Raw genomic sequence first — 17,692 nt, 5'->3', positions numbered from 1 at the left:
CGCGGACCGCACCCAGCGGCCCTGTAGAAATTGGAGTTACCCCATGGCAGCAAAATCCGTCCTCGACCAGGTCATTTCCCTCTCCAAGCGGAGGGGCTTCGTGTTCCAGGCCGGTGAGATCTACGGCGGTTCGCGCTCTGCCTGGGATTACGGCCCCCTCGGTGCCGAGCTGAAGGAAAACATCAAGCGCCAGTGGTGGCAGTCCGTGGTCCGCGGCCGCGAGGACGTGGTGGGCCTGGACTCCTCCGTGATCCTGCCCCGCCAGGTATGGGAAGCATCCGGCCACGTTGAGGTCTTCTCCGACCCCTTGGTGGAATGCCTGTCCTGCCACAAGCGCTACCGGGCCGACCACCTCGAGGAAGAATACGAGGAAAAGAAGGGCCGCCCCGCCGAGAACGGCCTGAAGGACATCGCCTGCGCCAACTGCGGCACCCGCGGCCAGTGGACCGAGCCGCAGGAGTTCTCCGGCCTGCTCAAGACCTACCTTGGCCCGGTGGCCAGCGAAGAGGGCCTGCACTACCTGCGGCCCGAAACGGCGCAGGGCATCTTCGTGAACTTCAACAACGTGCTCACCACCTCCCGGAAGAAGCCGCCGTTCGGCATCGGCCAGATCGGCAAGTCGTTCCGCAACGAGATCACCCCCGGCAACTTCATCTTCCGCACCCGCGAGTTCGAGCAGATGGAGATGGAGTTCTTCGTCGAGCCCGGCACCGATGAGGAATGGCACAAGTACTGGATGAACGAGCGCATGGCCTGGTACACCGGCCTGGGCATCCGCGAGGAGAACCTGCGCTTCTTCGAACACCCCAAGGAAAAGCTCAGCCACTACTCCAAGGGCACCACGGACATCGAGTACCGCTTCGGTTTCCAGGGCTCGGAGTGGGGCGAGCTGGAAGGCATCGCCAACCGCACCGACTTCGACCTCTCCACCCACGCCAAGGCCTCCGGCACGGACCTGAGCTACTTCAACCAGGCCACCAACGAGCGCTACACCCCGTACGTCATCGAGCCCGCGGCCGGCCTGACCCGTTCCTTCATGGCGTTCCTGGTGGACGCCTACACCGAGGACGAGGCCCCCAACGCCAAGGGCGGCGTGGACGTGCGCACGGTACTGAAGCTGGACCCGCGCCTGGCGCCGGTCAAGGCCGCCGTGCTGCCGCTGAGCCGCAATGAGGACCTGTCCCCGAAGGCCAAGGCCCTGGGCGCGCAGCTGCGGAAGAACTGGAACATCGACTTCGACGACGCCGGCGCAATCGGCCGCCGCTACCGCCGCCAGGACGAGATCGGCACCCCGTTCTGCATCACCGTGGACTTCGATACCCTCGAGGACCAGGCCGTCACCATCCGCGAGCGGGACACCATGAGCCAGGAACGCGTCTCCCTGGACAAGGTGGAAGGCTACCTGGCGGCACGGCTGATCGGCGCCTGAGCATGGCCATCGAATACCGCGAATGGCGGGACGGCGACGACCTTGCCCTGCTGGAAATCTGGGGCGGTCCGGAGACCGCGCAGGCCCGCCAGTTCCGCGGCGCCCTCGCCGTGTCCTCCAACGGAGGGAACGGCACCCCGTGGCGCCGCTGCATCGTGGCCGAAGACGTTGTTGACGGCGTCGGCATCCCCGTCGCAGCCGGGGTCGTTTATGAAGCCTCCCTGCACCCGGAACGCCTGTGGACGTACGTTGAAGTCGCGCGGGACCACCGCCGCAACGGCATCGGTGCCACCCTCCTGGCCATGCTGCGCCGCGAGGCCGGGAACGCGCCGTCGGGGGTTTCCAAGCTCCGCGCCAAGGTAGAGCCGGGCAGCCCCGGCGCCGCTTTCGCCGAAGCCGCCGGGCTGGCACCCATCCAGCGTTCCCGGCTGGTCATCGTGGAGCCGGGAGCCCTCCGGCTGCCCGTGTTCCCGGACAAGGACCACGGCGGCCGCCCCATCGACGGTGAGAACGCCGGTTCGGACATCGTCATGGACCTGGCCACCGGCTCGGTGGAGCTGACTGACGTGGTGGGCCGCTACTACACCTCCATCCACGGCTGGGACTCCCCGGGGGTCCTCTCCGTGGGCCAGGTGCAGAAGCTCTTCCTGGACGAGCTCACCGGTGCGCACGGTGCCATCGTGCTCCGCGCCCAGCCGGAATCCGCGTTCGGCCAGGGTGTGGCACCCAGCAAGAAGGGCCGCATCCGGGCGTTCGCGGTCAGCTACGCCGCCCCCGCCGGGCCCGACGACGCACCCAACGCGGAGGTGGGCCCGGGCGTGGACACGCCCACGGACGTTTTCGTTGGCCACGAGCCCTCGCTCGATGCTGACGATGCCGCCGAGGCGGTACGGGACATGCTCGCCCTGATCGCCTACCAGCACCCGGTCATGCTGGAACTGGACGATTCCATGACGGCTCTGCGCGCCGCCGTCGAGCCCCTCCTGGAGAGCGGCAAAGCCCGCCTGGCGGGCGCGGAGACCCTGGTGGTCTCCGACTAACCAGCCCCGCCCCAACTGGGTAGCGCCAAGTGTCGTTTTGACCCCTCAAAACGACACTTGGCGCTACCTACTTGGACGGCTACTTTCCGCGGGGAGCACGACGGCGGCCCGCGGCTGCGTCGGAAGCGTCCAGCAGCTGCCGTTCGGCGTCAGTTGGTGCACCGCCGCCCAGCCGTGCCGGCATCCACCATGCCCCGGGTTCCGGCCGGAGCGGAAAGCCGGCGATGCAGCGGTCGATTCCCGCCTGCAGCGTGCCGCGCAAAGTTTCCGTTGCCGCCTCAACGTCAACGCCGGCCGGAAATACCACCGGCTCGTCCACATGGACCCGCACCGGTGCCCGCCAGCTGCGGCGGAAGGAGAAGCCGTGACCCCGGGTCAGGATACGGTGGGCGCCCCAGATGGATACCGGAATGACCGGAACCCCCGCCTCCGCCGCCATCCGGACAGCCCCCGTGCGGCATTCGCGGACGGTGAAGCTCCTGCTGACCCCAGCCTCGGGGAACACCGCCAGGTATTCGCCTTCCCGCAGCCTGGCCACGGCAGCGGCATAAGCATCTGCGCGGCCGGTATATCCCACCACCACATGGCCGCTGGCGCTGATGGCGGGCCCCGCCAGCCAGTGGTCCGCCGCGCCCTGGTGGACCAGGAACCGCAACTGGGCCCGGCTGCGGCGCCACAGGAGCAGTTCGACGACCGCAAAATCCACGTAGCCGAAGTGCGTCACGGCGAACACCGCGCCGTGCCCGCGGACGGCCTTCCGGGAGGGACCGCGGGCCGGTCCCTGGGCAGGCAGGTGCTCCAGGCCGGTGGCTTGAATGTCCAGTTGCAGGGCCCAGCGCAGGAACTGGCCGGTGCGGACGATCAGGCGGTAGAAGTGGTCGTTGGCCGGGGGACGCCAGGGCACGGCTCCGGCCTACAGGGTGACGTGGACGGAGGACTCGGGAAGCAGATCCGTGAAGGCACGGGACGGCTGGACGCCGGCGCCCGTGCTCTCGGCGAAGGATTTGATGACGAACCCGGTGGCCAACGTCTGCCACACGCGGACCTTCCGCAGCATGAAGTGCCCCACGCCCTTGAGTGAGACGTACTGCATGCTCGCGGCGTCAGCGGAAGCCCGGCGGGCGAAGGCGAGCGACTGTGAGGGGCTGGTCATGTGGTCGGTGGTGCCGTGGATGATGAGGACTTTCCTGCCGGTGACCCTGTCCGCCGGGGTTTCCGGGCCCAGCCAGGGCGCCAGCGCCACCACGGCCTCCACCTGCGGATGGTCTGCCGCGCACATGGCGGTCAGCCCGCCCATGGAGTGTCCCAGCAGGAAAACGGGAACGTCGGGGTGGCGTTCCGCGATCTGCTGCAGGGCCCACCGGGCGTCCTGCAGCGGGGACATGTCCGGGCCGTTCCAGCCGCGGACGCTGTTGCGCAGGGACCAGACGGCCAGTCCGTGTTTCCGGCCGGCACGGTGCAGGTGCCTGGCGAAAGGAATCATCCTGGCCGGGCTCAGGTGCCGTGCCTCCACCGGTTCCCGGCTGTGGGCCTTGCCGCCGTGCAGGACCAGGACCACGCCTTTGGTGCTGCCGGATGCTTCCAGGACGCTCAGCACTGGCCGGTGGGCGGGAAGAAGGGGCGCCTGCCCGGCCCGCACCGCGCCGCTGTCCGGTGTCCCGTTAGTACCGGTCCCGGCCCCATTAATACCGGTTCCCCTGCTGCCGGCCCCCTGTGCACCACGGTTGTCCATGACTGGTTCCTCCCCATCCCGATGGTCCATTTATAAACCCTAAGGCGCCGCACGTAGAGTTCAACCATGAGGTTGTACTGCTGATGGGCGCCGGTCACTCCCACGCTTCATTGGATCATTCGGAGCCGACGCCCCAGGCGATGGCTGCCCGCAGCAAGGCGAACCGCATCCTGGCTGCGGTGCTCATTCCGTTGGCGCTGCTGACCCTGGCAGGGATGGCCGCGCTGTGGCCGTCCGGCAGCAAGGAGGGGGTCTCGCTGGCCAACCCGTACTCCACGGCCCCCGGGGTCACCTTCGATACCGGCACCATCCAGAACGTGGTCACCGGGAACTGCATGCAGGACACCGGCCAGCAGGGAACAAACCAGCAGGGAACAAACCAGCAGGGGAGCGGGCAGCAGGACACCGGCCAGCAGCCAACAGGCCAGCAGCAACCCGCCCAGAAGGCCCCGCAGCAGGCGCCAGGCCAAGGTTCGGACTGCACCTTCGCCTTCACCGAACCGGACAAGGGCGGCAGCCCGGTAAAGGTGGTCATCAACCCTGACGTGGCCGCATCCCACGGGGTCAAACCCGGCGACCAGATCCGGTACCTGAACCTTTCAAACGCCCAGGGCGCCACCGGGTCGCAGGGGTCCCCGGCTTACATCTTCGTGGACTTCGTCCGGACCATGCCCATTGTCCTGCTCGCCGTCCTCTACGCCGTGGTGGTCATCGCCGTCGCCAGGTGGCGGGGGCTCCGGGCCCTGATCGGCCTGGTGGGCGCATACTTCGTACTGGCGAACTTCCTGCTCCCGGGCCTGGTGGAAGGCAAACCGCCGCTCCTGCTGGCGCTGGTGGGCTCCACGGTGATCATGATCGGGGTGCTCTACTTCGCCCACGGGTTCTCCGCACGCACGTCGACGGCGCTGCTGGGCACCATTTTCGGCCTGGCCATCACGGCCCTCCTGGCGGCCTGGGCCACCGACGCCGCCAACCTCGCCGGCGTGGGCAGCCACGACGCCGCCACCCTGGTGAACACGTCGTCGAACATCTCCATCTCCGGCGTCATCCTGTGCGGGCTCATCATTTCCGGCCTGGGCGTCCTGAACGATGTCACCATCACCCAGTCTTCGGCCGTGTGGGAGCTTTACGAACTGGCACCGGCCAGCAGCGCCCGCAAGCTGTTCACGTCCGCCATGCGGATCGGCCGCGACCACATTGCCTCCACCGTTTACACCATCGCCTTCGCCTACGCCGGTGCCGCACTGCCCATCCTGATCATCGTCATGCTCTACGACCGGCCACTCATGGACACCCTCACCAGCGCCGAGCTCTCCGAGGAGGTCATCCGGACGCTCGTGGGATCCATCGGACTTGTCCTGGCCATCCCGGTGACCACCCTGATCGCCGTCCTCGTGGTCAAGGCAACAGGCATCAAGGCAGGCGGCGTGCAGGCACCAATCGCCGGGCCTGGGGACGGAACGCACGACGCCGGGCACAGCCACGCGGACGACGTCGCGGACACCGGGGCGCTCGCCGCAGCCGCCCTTGAGGAACGCAGCCGGCGCACCGCCGTCGAACCCGGCGTCCTGCCCACGGAAGAGGCCGGCACCCGCCGGGGCCGGCGGGCGGACCGCGGCTGACCTGCGTCCAAACCCAAGGCTGGACCTGCGCTCACTGCCTCCGGCGGGTTACTGGTAGTCGGCCAGCCAAAGGTCCGGACCGAAGACTTCGTACTGGATGTCCTTCGCCCGCACGCCTGCGCCCACCAGGGCCGTCCGCACTGCCTGCATGAAGGGCATGGGGCCGCAGAGGTAATACTCGCCGTCGGACGGCAACTGGACGTCCTTGATGTTCATGAATCCGGAATGCACGCTGCCGTCGGCCGAAGAGCCCCCGCTGTCCGCGTTGAGGAACCAGGTATGGAGGGAAGCATCAGGGAGCGCGGCGAGGTCGGCCGTCACCTGTTTCCGCAATGCAAAGGAGGCAGGGGAGTCGTCCGCGTGCAGGAACAGGACCTTCCGCTGCGAACCGGACTTGACCAGGTGGGACAGCATGCCGGCCATGGGCGTGACTCCGATGCCCGCGCTTGCCAGCACCACGGGCCGGTCAGTGTATTCCAGCACCACATCGCCAAAGGGCGCGGAGAGGGTGACCTCGTCGCCCACATTGACGTGGTCGTGCAGGAGGCTGGACATCTCACCGTCCGGCGCACCCTCGGTGCGCACGCGCTTGACGGCGAACCGCCGGTGCTGGCCGTCGTCGGCCTGGGTGAGGCTGTACTGGCGCGGCTGCAGGACGCCGTCGGGCATCTGCATGCGGATGGTGACGTACTGTCCCGGCAGCGACGGCTTGACCTCCCTCTCGTCGGTCCGCTCCACCACGAAACTGACAACGTCGTCGGTTTCCTGGATCTTTTCGGCCACCCGCCAGGTGCGCCAGACAGTTTCCGGGCTCAGCCGGACTGCGTCATAGAGCCCGCGTTCCTTGTTGATGAGCATGTTGGCCATGAGCCAGTAGACCTCGTCCCAGGCCGCGGCCACCTCAGGGGTCACGGCGTCGCCCAGGACATCCACAATGGCCCACATCAGGTTGTCGTGCACCACCTGGTACTGCTCAGGACTCAGGCCCAGGGAGACGTGCTTGTGCGAAATACGGGACAGCAGGTGGTCCGGCAGGTGGGTGGGGTCGTTGACCAGGAAGCCGGCGAACGCGGCAACGGAACCGGCCAGCGCCTGCTGCTGCCGGCCATCGGCCTGGTTGCCGCGGTTGAACAGGCCGTTGAGCAGTTCGGGGTGTTCGCCGAACATGTGCTTGTAGAAACGGGAGGCGATCTCCTGGATATGTTCGCCGACGACGGGAAGGGTCGCCTGGATCACGGGGTATGCGGTGTCGGAAAGCATGGGCAAGTCTCCTTCAAACTTCCTGGCTGGTTGTCCGTCCCCGCGCCACGCTAACAGCCGTCCGAAACCGGGGACAGGTACTTTGGCACTGGACGGGATCACCGATTTGCCCGGCTTTGCAACAATGGACAGGTGACTGTTGCTGCAACTCCTCCCGCCCCCAAGCTGGAACTCCCGCCCCTGAAGCTGGGACCCATCACGGTGGACACCCCCGTGATCCTGGCTCCCATGGCCGGCATCACCAACTCCGCCTTCCGCAGGCTCTGCCGTGAGTACGGCGGCGGCATGTATGTGGCGGAGATGGTCACTTCCCGCGCGCTTGTGGAGCGGACCCCCGAATCCCTCCGCATCATTTCGCACGACGACGACGAAAAGGTCCGCTCCGTCCAGCTGTACGGCGTGGACCCCGGCACGGTCGGCGCTGCCGTGCGGATGCTCGTGGAGGAGGACCGGGCCGACCACATCGACCTCAACTTCGGCTGCCCCGTCCCCAAGGTGACCCGGCGCGGCGGCGGCTCGGCCCTGCCCTGGAAGATCGATCTCTTCACCTCGATCGTGCAGACCGCCGTCAAGGAAGCCTCCAAGGGCAACATTCCGCTGACCATCAAGATGCGCAAGGGGATCGACGACGACCACCTCACGTACCTCGACGCCGGCCGGATCGCCCGCGACGCCGGTGTCGCCGCCGTCGCGCTCCACGGCCGGACGGCCGCGCAGTTCTATTCGGGCAAGGCCGACTGGTCCGCCATCGCCCGCCTCCGCGAAGCCCTTCCGGACATTCCGGTGCTGGGCAATGGCGATATCTGGTCCGCTGAGGACGCCGTCCGGATGGTCCGCGAAACCGGCGTGGACGGCGTGGTGGTGGGCCGCGGCTGCCAGGGGAGGCCCTGGCTGTTCGGCGACCTGCAGGCCGCGTTCGAAGGCAGCGACGTCCGGCACCGCCCCAACCTCCGCCAGGTGGCCGAAGGCGTGTACCGCCACGCTGAACTGATGGTGGAAACCTTCGGCGACGAAGGCAAGGCACTGCGGGAGATCCGCAAGCACATCGCCTGGTACTTCAAGGGCTACGTGGTGGGAGGGGAACTGCGCACCCGGCTGGCGCTGGTGACCAGCCTGGAGGTGCTCCGGGACACGCTGGCCGAGCTGGACCTGGACTCGCCCTACCCCGGAGTGGACGCCGAGGGCCCCCGCGGCCGTGCCGGGTCGCCGAAAAGGCCCGCCCTGCCCAAGGACTGGCTGGACTCCCGGGCACTCAACGAGGACCAGTCCAAGGACATCGCGGCCGCAGAGCTGGACGTTTCCGGTGGCTGAGGCATCCCTGGCCGGACACCCGCCCGCGGGCACCCCCACCGCAGCCCTGGCGCTGCCGGGCTACGACACGCACGATTCCGCCCGTTGGGTGGAGGAACCGCCCAAGAGCACGTACCGCTCCGACTTTGAGCGGGACCGCGCCCGGGTGCTGCACTCGTCCGCCTTGCGCCGGCTGGGCGCCAAAACCCAGGTGGTGGCACCGGACACCGACGACTTTGTCCGCACCCGCCTCACCCACAGCCTGGAAGTGGCACAGGTGGGCCGCGAACTGGGCCGGGCCCTTGGCTGCGATCCGGATGTCGTGGACACCGCCTGCCTCAGCCACGACCTCGGCCACCCGCCCTTCGGCCACAACGGCGAATCGGCACTGAACGAGGTGGCCCACGCCATCGGCGGCTTCGAAGGCAACGCCCAGACCCTCCGGCTGCTCACCCGGCTCGAACCCAAGGTGCTCACCGCCGACGGACAGCCCGCCGGACTGAACCTCACCCGCGCCAGCCTTGACGCGGCGTCGAAATACCCCTGGTCAGCGCTGGAGGCACCGGTGATCCACGGGCAGAGGACCAGCAAGTTCGGCGCCTACGAGGATGATCTCCCCATCTTCAACTGGCTCCGCGAAGGTGCTCCGGAACGCCGGACCTGCCTCGAAGCCCAGGTCATGGACCTGGCGGACGACATCTCCTACTCCGTCCATGACGTGGAGGACGCGATCGTCGCCGGCCACTTCCAGCTGCGCTGGATGGACAACCCGGACCACCGCGCACGCGTGGTGGGCTACGCCAAGCAGTGGTACCTGCCGCACAACGACCCCGCCGCGATTGACGCCGCCCTCGCCCGGCTGGAGGCCACCGACGTCTGGGTGCGCGAGGCCGACGGCAGCCGCAAATCCATGGCGGCCCTGAAGAACATGACCAGCCAGCTGATCGGCCGGTTCTGCCAGAGTGCCCTGGAAACCACCCGCGCCGTCTACGGGCCGGAAAACCTGACCCGCTACAGCGCCGAACTGATGGTTCCCGACGAAACCGTCATGGAGATCGCGGTGATGAAGGGCCTGGCCACCACCTTCGTGATGACCACGGAGCACCGGCAACCCATCTACGAGCGGCAGAGGGAAGTGCTCCATGCCCTGGTGACCGCCCTCAGCGCCGCGGGTGACCGGCACCTGGAGCCGATGTTCGCGGCGGACTGGCGGACGGCGGACGACGACGGCGCGCGCCTTCGCGTGGTCATCGACCAGGTGGCCTCACTCACCGATGGATCGGCCCTGGCCATGTACGAGCGCCTGGTGGGGAGCCTGCCCTCGCTCTGGTGACCCGCCGCTGGCTCCAGCCCGGACGTCCGCCCGATCAACAGCTTCCTTAAAGCATCTACACAGGAACGAAGCGCACCATGGGAGGAAAGACAGGCCGCTAGGAACGGGAGCTGGTCATGAGTACTCGCAGCAGGGGCAAGCGCCTGGCCACCGGGATCACCGCGGCCGTAGGTGTGGGCAGCTTCGCCGCTGCCGGGGTCGCGGCAGCTGCCGTGTACGCCGCAACGCCGTCCGTCATCGCCAGGACCACTCCCGCCACGGACACCAGCACGCAGGGAAGCACCCCTAAAACCGGTCCTGCCCGCTCCGACGACGATGACTACGGGACCCACCAGGACAGCAGCCCCCGCCGCTCCAAGAGCTACGGCAATTACGGCAGCACCACGCCGGTCCAGCCAGGCAACGGCGGTACCGTCCACGGCCGGTCCTCGGGGTCTTGACGTGGCACGTTCCGCAATGGCAGGTCCCGGTGCCCCGGCTGCCAGGACCGCCGAACACACAGCACCCCCGCACGGCACAGCATCTCCGCACGGCACAGCGCACACCAGCTGGACTGTTTGGGGGCTTGAGGCCTCGGTCACGGTCACGGAACCGGCACTGCTTGCCGCGGCCGGGGACATTGTCCGGGATGCCGTGGCGGAGGTTGACCTCGCCTGCAGCCGCTTCCGCGAAGATTCGGAACTGATGATGCTCCAGCCCCACATGGCGCGGGGTGTAAGCATCAGCCCCATGTTCCGGCTCCTCCTTGAACGTGCCCTGGACGCTGCCCGGATGACCGGCGGCGACGTTGACCCCACTCTCGGAGCCGACCTGGCCGCGTTGGGCCACGGCCCGGGAATGCAGGGCAGGCCGGGGCTCACCAGTGTGCCGGTGTCGCAGCAGCCTGGGCCATCCCAGCCGGTACCGCAGCATCGATCGACGCCCCGGGCCCCCGGCTGGTCCCGCCTCCAGCTCGGGGCAGGGACCCTCACCGTGCCGGCCGACCTCCGCCTGGACCTGGGGGCGTCAGCAAAGGCAGTCGCGGCCGATCTTGCGGCCGCAGCTGTCTGCCGGGAGCTGGGCTGCGGGGTGCTCGTGGGCCTGGGCGGTGACCTGGCCAGCGCCGGGCCCGGACCGCAGGAGGACGGCAAGCCCGGCCACTGGCAGATCATGGTGCAGGACCTTCCCGCCGACCCTGCCCAGTACATCTCCCTGGCCCCGGGGTTCGCCGTGGCCTCGTCCAGTACGCAGAAACGCCGCTGGCAGCACCAGGGGATGCAGGTCCACCACATCCTTGACCCCCGCTTTGGCCTCCCCGCCGAGCAGGTCTGGCGTTCGGTGAGTGTCGCAGCGCCCACCTGCCTGGAAGCGAACGGCTTCAGTACCGCGGCCATTGTCCGCGGCTTCGCTGCCCTGGACTGGTTGCGGACCGAAGGCATTGCTGCCCGGCTGGTGGACAGCCGGGGCAGGGTCGCCACCACCGGCGGCTGGCCGCCGGAAACCTGGAACCCCGTTGGGAACACCGGAGAAAGCAATACTCCCGGGGGTGGCGGCCATGGATGAGGCCATGTGGGCGTTCGGCCGGGTCAGCGGGTTCGTGTCCCTGGTACTGTTCACGGCGTCGGTGCTGCTGGGCATCCTCAACCGGTCCGGCCGGCCCCTGTTGGTGCTGCCCCGGTTCTCCATCAGCCTCCTGCACCGGAACATCGCCCTGCTCGCCACACTGTTCCTCGGACTGCATGCGGGGTCCCTGCTCCTTGACTCCTTTGCCAAGCTCAACCCGGTGGACATCGTGGTGCCGTTCCTGGGCTCCTTCCAGCCGTTCTGGCAGGGGCTGGGAACCGTGGCGCTGGACCTTGTCCTGGCCGTGGTGGTGACGGGCCTGCTGCGGCACCGGATCGGGCAGCGCAGCTTCAAGGCCGTGCACTGGCTCAGCTACGGCGTCTGGCCGGTGGCGATGGCGCACGCGTTGGGCAACGGCACCGACGTCTCCAGCGGCTGGTTCCTCCTGCTGGCCGCGGCGTCCGCAGTGGCCGTAGCTGCGGCCCTGCTGTGGCGGCTGAGCCCCTCCTTCCTCGAAACCTCCCACGCCCGGCAAGGACACCTCCCGTGAGCCCCGCCAAGGACACCTACCCGACCGCGCCCCTCCACGCCATACAGGACAACAGGGGGCAGGAACCGCGGCTCCTGGCAGCAGGCCCTGACGCAGACTTGGAACAGCACCTCGGCACCTTCGGACCCTGGGAGCCGAACGCCGCCGGAGCCGGCCTGCTGGAGGCCCTCGCGGAGGCTGGACTGACCGGGCGGGGCGGAGCCGCGTTCGAAACCTGGCGCAAGGCCACTGCCGCTGCCGGGTCCGGCAGGAAGGGCCTGTTTGCGGCCCGGCCGGTAGTGATCGCCAACGGCGCCGAGGGCGAACCGCTCAGCTTCAAGGACCGCACCCTCCTTGCCCACGCGCCCCACCTGGTCATCGACGGGCTGGCCGCCCTGGCCGCGGCCCTTGGCGGCGCAAGCATGTACGTCTACGCACCGGCGGCCGGCCTGCCCCGCGTGCAGCAGGCCATCGGCGAACGCCCCCGGGCCAACCGGATCCGGGTGGTGCAGGCACCCGAAACCTTCATCTCCGGCGAGTCGAGCGCCGTCGTCAATATGATCGGCAACGGCAGCGCTGTCCCCACCGACCAGCGCCGGCGCCTCAGCGAGTCCGGCCTCAACGGCCGGCCCACACTGGTGGTCAACGTCGAAACCCTCGCCCAGGTTGCCCTGATCGCCCGCTACGGGGCGCAGTGGTTCCGCCAGGCGGGCACCGCGGCGGACCCGGGTACCCGGCTGGTGTCCGTTTCCGGGCCTGCCCCGGTCCGGGATGTGGTGCTGGAGGTGCCCGGCGGTGCGCAGCTTTCGGCTGTCCTGCAGGAGGCGGGCATGGACCCTGCCGCCTTGTCCGCCGTCCTGGTGGGCGGCTACCACGGCCGGTGGGTGCGGCCCGCGGCGCACGCGCTCTCACCCGTGGGGCCGCCGGACCGGACCGCCCGGCCGGGCGCAGGCGTGATCCATGCCCTGGATCTGCAGACCTGCGGCATCCAGGCGACGGCGCGGATCGTCAGCTACCTTGCCGACCAGTCCGCCAGGCAGTGCGGGCCCTGCATGTTCGGGCTGCCGGCCATGGCGTCCGTCCTCAACCGGATCGCCGGAGGGGAAACGAATCCCCGCCTTGCCTCCGAACTGGACCGGCTGGGGCGGCTGGTCTCCGGGCGGGGCGCGTGCAGGCACCCGGAAGGGACCACCGGGCTGGTCAGCAGTGCCCTGGAGGTCTTCGCCGCAGACTTCCGCGCCCACCTTTCCGGATACTGCACGGGCCCGGGAGGCGCAGCGGCATGAAAACCCACCTGCATATCGACTGGACCAGCTGCGACGGCCGCGGCCTGTGCGCCGAACTGCTTCCCGGGGTGCTGGACCGGGACGACTGGGGGTACCCCGTGGCGCGCGGGAAGACGGGCCGCGACAGGACCGACGTTCCGCTGCGTGACGCCGACCGTGAAGCTGCACAGGAGGCCGTCTTCCTCTGCCCCAAGCTGGCCCTCAGCCTGCTCGACGGGAGGACACCGGAACCCGGGACGCGGGTGCCCGGGCAGTGACGCCGGGCCGGTGACACTAAGATTGCTGTGTGGCTGGGCTGATTAAACGTGAAGATATTGACGAAGTACGCCAGCGCACGGACATCAAGGAAGTGGTTGACGGCTACGTCACGCTCAAGGGCGCCGGGCTGGGAACCTTCAAGGGCCTGTGCCCCTTCCATGACGAGCGCTCGCCGTCCTTCACCGTCCGTCCCCAGGTAGGCCGTTACCACTGCTTCGGCTGCGGCGAGGACGGCGATGTCATCGCCTTTGTCCAAAAGCAGGATCACAGCTCCTTCCAGGAAGCCGTGGAGAAGCTCGCGTCCAGGATCGGCTACGAGCTCCGCTACGAAGACGGTGGAACCGGTCCCAACCGCGAGGAAGTGGGCCGCCGCCAGCGGCTGCTGGACGCACACAAGATCGCGGACGAATTCTTCCGTGCCCAGATGCTCACGCCCGGCGCCGCAACGGCCCGCAACTTCCTGTTTGGCCGCGGCTTCGACCGGGCCGCCGCGGAACACTTTGGCTGCGGCTACGCACCCCAGGGGTGGGACGCCCTCCTGAAGCACCTGCGCGGCCGCGGCTTCACCGACGCCGAACTCAAGCTCACCGGAATGTTCAGCGAAGGAAACCGGGGCATCTACGACCGTTTCCGCGGGCGCCTCATCTGGCCCATCAAGGACATGGCCGGTGACACCATCGGCTTCGGCGCGCGCAAGCTGTATGAGGACGACCAGGGCCCCAAGTACCTCAACACCCCGGAGACCACCCTCTACAAGAAGTCCCAGGTCCTGTACGGCATCGACCTCGCCAAGAAGAGCATCGCCAAGGACAGGCAGCTGGTGGTGGTGGAGGGCTACACGGACGTCATGGCCTGCCACCTTGCAGGGATTACGACGGCGGTGGCCACCTGCGGCACGGCGTTCGGCACCGAGCACATCAAGATCGCCCGCCGGCTTTTGTCCGACGACGGCACCGGGGGAGAAGTGGTGTTCACCTTCGACGGCGACGCCGCCGGGCAGAAGGCAGCCCTGCGCGCCTTTGAAGAGGACCAGCGCTTCACCGCCCAGACGTATGTGGCTGTGGAACCCACAGGCGCGGACCCGTGCGATCTCCGCCTCAGCCGCGGGGACGAGGCGGTGCACGCCCTGATCCAGTCCCGGCGGCCGCTGTTCGAGTTCGCCATCCGCAGCACGCTCAAGCAGTTCAACCTGGACACCGTTGAAGGCCGCGTCCAGGGCCTCAAGGCATCCGTGCCCGTGGTGGCGGCCATCCGCGACGCCTCCACCCGGACGGGCTACTGCCAGGCCCTGACCGGCTGGCTGGGGATGCCGGACCCCAATGAGGTCCTGCGGATGGTCAACGCCGAAGTGAAGAACGCCGGAAAGCGCGGCGAGACCGGACGCCCCCCGGCTCCGGGCCAGCCGCAGCCAGGCGGCCCCTCCAGCCCGGCCCCTGCCCAAGCGGGGGCACCCGGCCTAGCTGCCGCGCCGTCGTCGGGCGTTGTCCCCTCCTTCCACCGCCCGGACCCGCGCGATCCCGTGGCTTCCATGGAGCGGCAGGCGCTCGAGGTGGCGCTGCAGCAGCCCTCCCTGCTGGCCGGCGGGGTGTGGGACCGCTTTGCCGCTGCCCGGTTCGCCATCCCTGCCTTCCAGGCCGTCCATGACGCCATGCGCGCCACTGGTCCCGGCCTGACCGTCGATCCGGTGCGGTGGGTGGAGCACGTCATGCACGAGGTGCCGGAACCCCTCCGGCCGCTGGTATCCGAGCTCGCCGTCGTGCCGCTGCCGGCCCACACCGAAGAAGCGGTGCTGAAGTACTGCCGCGACATTCTGTCCCGGCTTTTCGAACTCCAGATCACCCGGGTCAAAGCGGACAAGATGGGCCAGTTGCAGCGCCTTGACGCGGCGGCGGACCCGGAGACCTACCAGCGGCTCAACCGCGAGCTGATGATGCTGGAAATGGAACGCCGGGCCCTGCGCGCGGAGTCGTAGGGGTGGCCCGGCCAGCGGACCCGGAGGTGGGCCAGGTCACGGCCCCTCGATTTCGTTTCCGCGCCAAGAGTTTGCTAGGCTAATACCCGCTTCATTCCTCCTTAGCTCAATTGGCAGAGCATTCGACTGTTAATCGAAGGGTTGCTGGTTCAAGTCCAGCAGGAGGAGCTTCCATCCCCGTTCCGGCCTCCGGAACGGGGATTTTTGTTTCCCGGCAGGGCCCTCCGGGCCCGGAAAACCGCCGATTTCCCTTCGGCCGGAATCCTTTGCTAATGTCATACCTGCTTCATTCCTCCTTAGCTCAATTGGCAGAGCATTCGACTGTTAATCGAAGGGTTGCTGGTTCAAGTCCAGCAGGAGGAGCGCAACGAAAAATCCCCGTTCCTCCACATGGAGGAACGGGGATTTTTCTTTCCGCGGGGTGGGAGTTTGTTCAGACGAAATCCATTTCCACCTGCAGGAACCTTTCCGCCTCGGCGATGGCCGCCTGGAAGGCTTCCTGCTCCGTGGGGGACTTCCGGGGTTCACGCGGGCTCCACTCGTGCGGCGCGGAGTGGATCCTCACAAAGCCTGAGTCCGGGGGAGCGTAGAAAATCCCGAAGCGCTGCACCGGCCATTCCGGCGAGGTTTCCGGGGCCACCAGCAGGGCCGCGTTGAAGGCCGGATTGAACCATTGGGCGATGGGCCGGCGGCGGTCTTCCGTGAACAACCCCGCCGCGTAGAGCGCCGCGGACTGCTGTCCGGCCTGCGCACACAGCCGCTCCCACCACAGTGGCAGGATCCGGGCGTCGCACCGTTGCCATGTGGCCGGAAGTGGCGGTTGGTTCTGCCAGTTGGGCACGGCATCATTTTATCGCGGGAGCGGGCCTGGCGGCAGGGAATGCCGCACCGGCCTGCCACAACAAAATCGCGGCACGTCCTTCAGCGGCGGCCGCGGGATCCCGGATTCACCCGGTACAGGATCGCCGCGCCTGCCAGCGTCCCCAGGATGATGCCCCAGGCGGGGTTGCCCAGGGCGCGGCCGGCGAAATAACCCACGACGGCGCCAAGCACCGCCCCGAGGAAGAGTCCCCGTCCATTCCGGTGTGTGCGGCTCACAGGCTGCCTTTCGAGGGGGAGTGGGGACAGGGCAGGCCCGAAATCACGGACCACAGTGGAGGGGGGTCTCAGTGGATCGAGGGTACCGTGCGCGGCCGCACCACCAGCCACAGTGCTGCGATCGCCAGCAGGATGCAGGCCGCCTGCACTGCTCCCATGGGAGCGGCGCTGGTGATGCCGAGCCAGCCCACCACGGGGGAGATGAGCCCGGCCATGAGGAACGTGGCCGCGCCCAGCAGGGAGGCTGCCGTCCCCGCTTGGGCCGCGTGCCCGGCCAGGGCCAGCACCTGGACGCAGGGGAACATGAAGCCGGTGCCCATGATGTAGAACCAGAGCGGAACCATCACGCCCCATAGCCCCAGGCCTGCCCGGTCGAAGACCACGATCAGCATGGCCATCAGGAACATCCAGGCCGTGGCGCCCGCCAGGATCCACTGCGGAGGCACAATCCTGATAAGCCGCGAACTGGTCTGCACGCCGGCCACGATGCCCAGGGAGTTGATGCCAAAGAGCAGCCCGTACTGCTGGGCGGAGAACCCGAACACATCCTGGAACAGGAACGGCGAGGCCGACAGGTAGGTGAAGAGGCCACCGAAGTTGAAGCCCGCCACCATCAGCAGCCCCACGAAGATCCGGTCCGTAAACAGCGCCCGGTAGCGTTGCCGGGCGGTCATTCCGCTCCGGCCCCGCTTTTCCGGCGGAAGCGTCTCGCGGACCAGGAGCAGGGCGGCCACGATGACCAACGTCCCGTAGGCAGCCAGGAACACGAAGATGCCCGGCCACGGCATCACCAGGAGCAGCTGTGAACCGATGACGGGGGCAAGGATGGGCGCAAGCCCGTTGACCAGTGACATCCGGGAGAACATCCGCACCATGGCGTAGCCGGAAAACAGGTCCCGCACCATGGCCATGGCCACCACGCCGCCGCCGGCCGCGCCCACCCCCATCAGTACACGGAAGATCCCCAATGTGGTGATGTCCGTGGACAAGGCCGCGCCCAGGGATGCCGCGATGTGCAGCGCCGTGGCCAGGATCAGCGGAGTCCGGCGGCCGAACTTGTCGCTGAACGGACCCACCACCAGCTGCCCGAACGCGAAACCGACCGTGGTGCCCGCCAGGGTGAGCTGGACCTGGGCCTCGGTCACCCCCAGGCTTGCCTCCAGCGCCGGGAAGGCGGGCAGGTAGAGGTCGATGGTGAACGGACCGAGGGCCGTCAAAGCGCCCAGGAGGAGGATGTACAGAAGCTTCCGGCGGCGGGTCAGCAGGTCGCCCGGATTGGGGGGATTGGTCACGGAGAACAA

17 protein-coding genes and 2 tRNA genes are annotated in these 17,692 nt (G+C 68.3%); 13 read left to right on the top strand and 6 right to left on the bottom strand.

What is annotated here, in order from left to right; all coding sequences use genetic code 11:
* Positions 1 to 43: 43 nt before the first annotated feature.
* Together BACI349Y_RS12780 and BACI349Y_RS12775 are read left to right on the top strand one after the other, a co-directional pair.
* A complete protein-coding gene (locus BACI349Y_RS12780; protein ID WP_159632409.1) occupies positions 44 to 1,429 on the top strand; it encodes a glycine--tRNA ligase in 1,386 nt (461 codons plus the stop codon).
* Positions 1,430 to 1,431: 2 nt separating this feature from the next.
* A complete protein-coding gene (locus BACI349Y_RS12775) occupies positions 1,432 to 2,469 on the top strand; it encodes a GNAT family N-acetyltransferase (protein WP_159632408.1) in 1,038 nt (345 codons plus the stop codon).
* A 79-nt stretch (positions 2,470 to 2,548) separates the two neighbouring features.
* Here the strand turns inward: BACI349Y_RS12775 and BACI349Y_RS12770 are convergent, their stop codons facing one another.
* Together BACI349Y_RS12770 and BACI349Y_RS12765 are read right to left on the bottom strand one after the other, a co-directional pair.
* Positions 2,549 to 3,373, bottom strand: a complete 825-nt coding sequence (locus tag BACI349Y_RS12770) for a lysophospholipid acyltransferase family protein (RefSeq protein WP_159632407.1) — start codon at positions 3,371 to 3,373, stop codon at positions 2,549 to 2,551.
* A 9-nt stretch (positions 3,374 to 3,382) separates the two neighbouring features.
* Positions 3,383 to 4,231: an alpha/beta hydrolase gene (locus tag BACI349Y_RS12765; RefSeq protein WP_236560821.1), complete on the bottom strand. Its 849-nt coding sequence runs from the start codon at positions 4,229 to 4,231 to the stop codon at positions 3,383 to 3,385.
* A gap of 110 nt (positions 4,232 to 4,341) precedes the next feature.
* On the opposite strand from BACI349Y_RS12765, the gene BACI349Y_RS12760 reads away from it, so the two are divergent.
* Entirely contained in the window at positions 4,342 to 5,823 is a 1,482-nt protein-coding gene (locus BACI349Y_RS12760; RefSeq protein WP_159632406.1) for a YibE/F family protein, read from the top strand.
* Positions 5,824 to 5,871: 48 nt separating this feature from the next.
* Here the strand turns inward: BACI349Y_RS12760 and BACI349Y_RS12755 are convergent, their stop codons facing one another.
* Entirely contained in the window at positions 5,872 to 7,083 is a 1,212-nt protein-coding gene (locus BACI349Y_RS12755; protein ID WP_159632405.1) for a globin domain-containing protein, read from the bottom strand.
* 132 nt (positions 7,084 to 7,215) lie between these two features.
* On the opposite strand from BACI349Y_RS12755, the gene dusB reads away from it, so the two are divergent.
* The 10 genes from dusB to BACI349Y_RS12705 all read left to right on the top strand — a co-directional run bounded on the left by dusB (position 7,216) and on the right by BACI349Y_RS12705 (position 15,656).
* The gene (dusB, locus tag BACI349Y_RS12750) at positions 7,216 to 8,394 is read left to right on the top strand and encodes a tRNA dihydrouridine synthase DusB (RefSeq protein WP_159632404.1); all 1,179 of its coding nucleotides are present in this window, start codon (positions 7,216 to 7,218) and stop codon (positions 8,392 to 8,394) included.
* Entirely contained in the window at positions 8,387 to 9,706 is a 1,320-nt protein-coding gene (locus BACI349Y_RS12745) for a deoxyguanosinetriphosphate triphosphohydrolase (protein WP_442858416.1), read from the top strand. The genes dusB and BACI349Y_RS12745 overlap by 8 nt, the downstream gene beginning before the upstream one ends.
* Before the next feature lie 116 nt (positions 9,707 to 9,822).
* Entirely contained in the window at positions 9,823 to 10,146 is a 324-nt protein-coding gene (locus BACI349Y_RS12740) for a hypothetical protein (RefSeq protein WP_159632403.1), read from the top strand.
* Between the two features lies 1 nt (position 10,147).
* Positions 10,148 to 11,248 (top strand): FAD:protein FMN transferase, encoded by a 1,101-nt coding sequence (locus BACI349Y_RS12735; protein ID WP_236560820.1) that lies wholly within the window; start codon positions 10,148 to 10,150, stop codon positions 11,246 to 11,248.
* Positions 11,241 to 11,798: a ferric reductase-like transmembrane domain-containing protein gene (locus BACI349Y_RS12730; RefSeq protein WP_236561037.1), complete on the top strand. Its 558-nt coding sequence runs from the start codon at positions 11,241 to 11,243 to the stop codon at positions 11,796 to 11,798. Before BACI349Y_RS12735 ends, BACI349Y_RS12730 begins: the two co-directional genes overlap by 8 nt.
* Positions 11,795 to 13,063, top strand: coding sequence for an NADH-ubiquinone oxidoreductase-F iron-sulfur binding region domain-containing protein (locus tag BACI349Y_RS12725; RefSeq protein WP_159632402.1), 1,269 nt, complete (start codon positions 11,795 to 11,797; stop codon positions 13,061 to 13,063). The genes BACI349Y_RS12730 and BACI349Y_RS12725 overlap by 4 nt, the downstream gene beginning before the upstream one ends.
* Entirely contained in the window at positions 13,060 to 13,320 is a 261-nt protein-coding gene (locus BACI349Y_RS12720; protein WP_159632401.1) for a ferredoxin, read from the top strand. The genes BACI349Y_RS12725 and BACI349Y_RS12720 overlap by 4 nt, the downstream gene beginning before the upstream one ends.
* A gap of 29 nt (positions 13,321 to 13,349) precedes the next feature.
* On the top strand, positions 13,350 to 15,293 hold the full coding sequence (dnaG, locus tag BACI349Y_RS12715) for a DNA primase (protein ID WP_159632400.1): 1,944 nt from the start codon (positions 13,350 to 13,352) through the stop codon (positions 15,291 to 15,293).
* A 95-nt stretch (positions 15,294 to 15,388) separates the two neighbouring features.
* Positions 15,389 to 15,461: transfer RNA gene (locus BACI349Y_RS12710), tRNA-Asn, on the top strand.
* 122 nt (positions 15,462 to 15,583) lie between these two features.
* A tRNA-Asn gene (locus tag BACI349Y_RS12705) sits at positions 15,584 to 15,656 on the top strand.
* Between the two features lie 70 nt (positions 15,657 to 15,726).
* Here BACI349Y_RS12705 and BACI349Y_RS12700 read toward each other — a convergent pair.
* From BACI349Y_RS12700 to BACI349Y_RS12690, 3 genes are all read right to left on the bottom strand, one after another.
* Complete coding sequence (locus BACI349Y_RS12700; protein WP_159632399.1) at positions 15,727 to 16,134, bottom strand: hypothetical protein; 408 nt, start codon at positions 16,132 to 16,134, stop codon at positions 15,727 to 15,729.
* 80 nt (positions 16,135 to 16,214) lie between these two features.
* Positions 16,215 to 16,391: a glycine zipper 2TM domain-containing protein gene (locus BACI349Y_RS12695; RefSeq protein WP_159632398.1), complete on the bottom strand. Its 177-nt coding sequence runs from the start codon at positions 16,389 to 16,391 to the stop codon at positions 16,215 to 16,217.
* 68 nt (positions 16,392 to 16,459) lie between these two features.
* A complete protein-coding gene (locus tag BACI349Y_RS12690; RefSeq protein WP_159632397.1) occupies positions 16,460 to 17,683 on the bottom strand; it encodes a multidrug effflux MFS transporter in 1,224 nt (407 codons plus the stop codon).
* Positions 17,684 to 17,692: the final 9 nt, after the last annotated feature.

This window comes from Arthrobacter sp. 8AJ (genome assembly GCF_902506025.1).
Lineage (GTDB): Bacteria > Actinomycetota > Actinomycetes > Actinomycetales > Micrococcaceae > Arthrobacter.
Note: the sequence above shows the minus strand (reverse complement) of the source record. Positions and strands in the feature narration are given on the sequence as shown.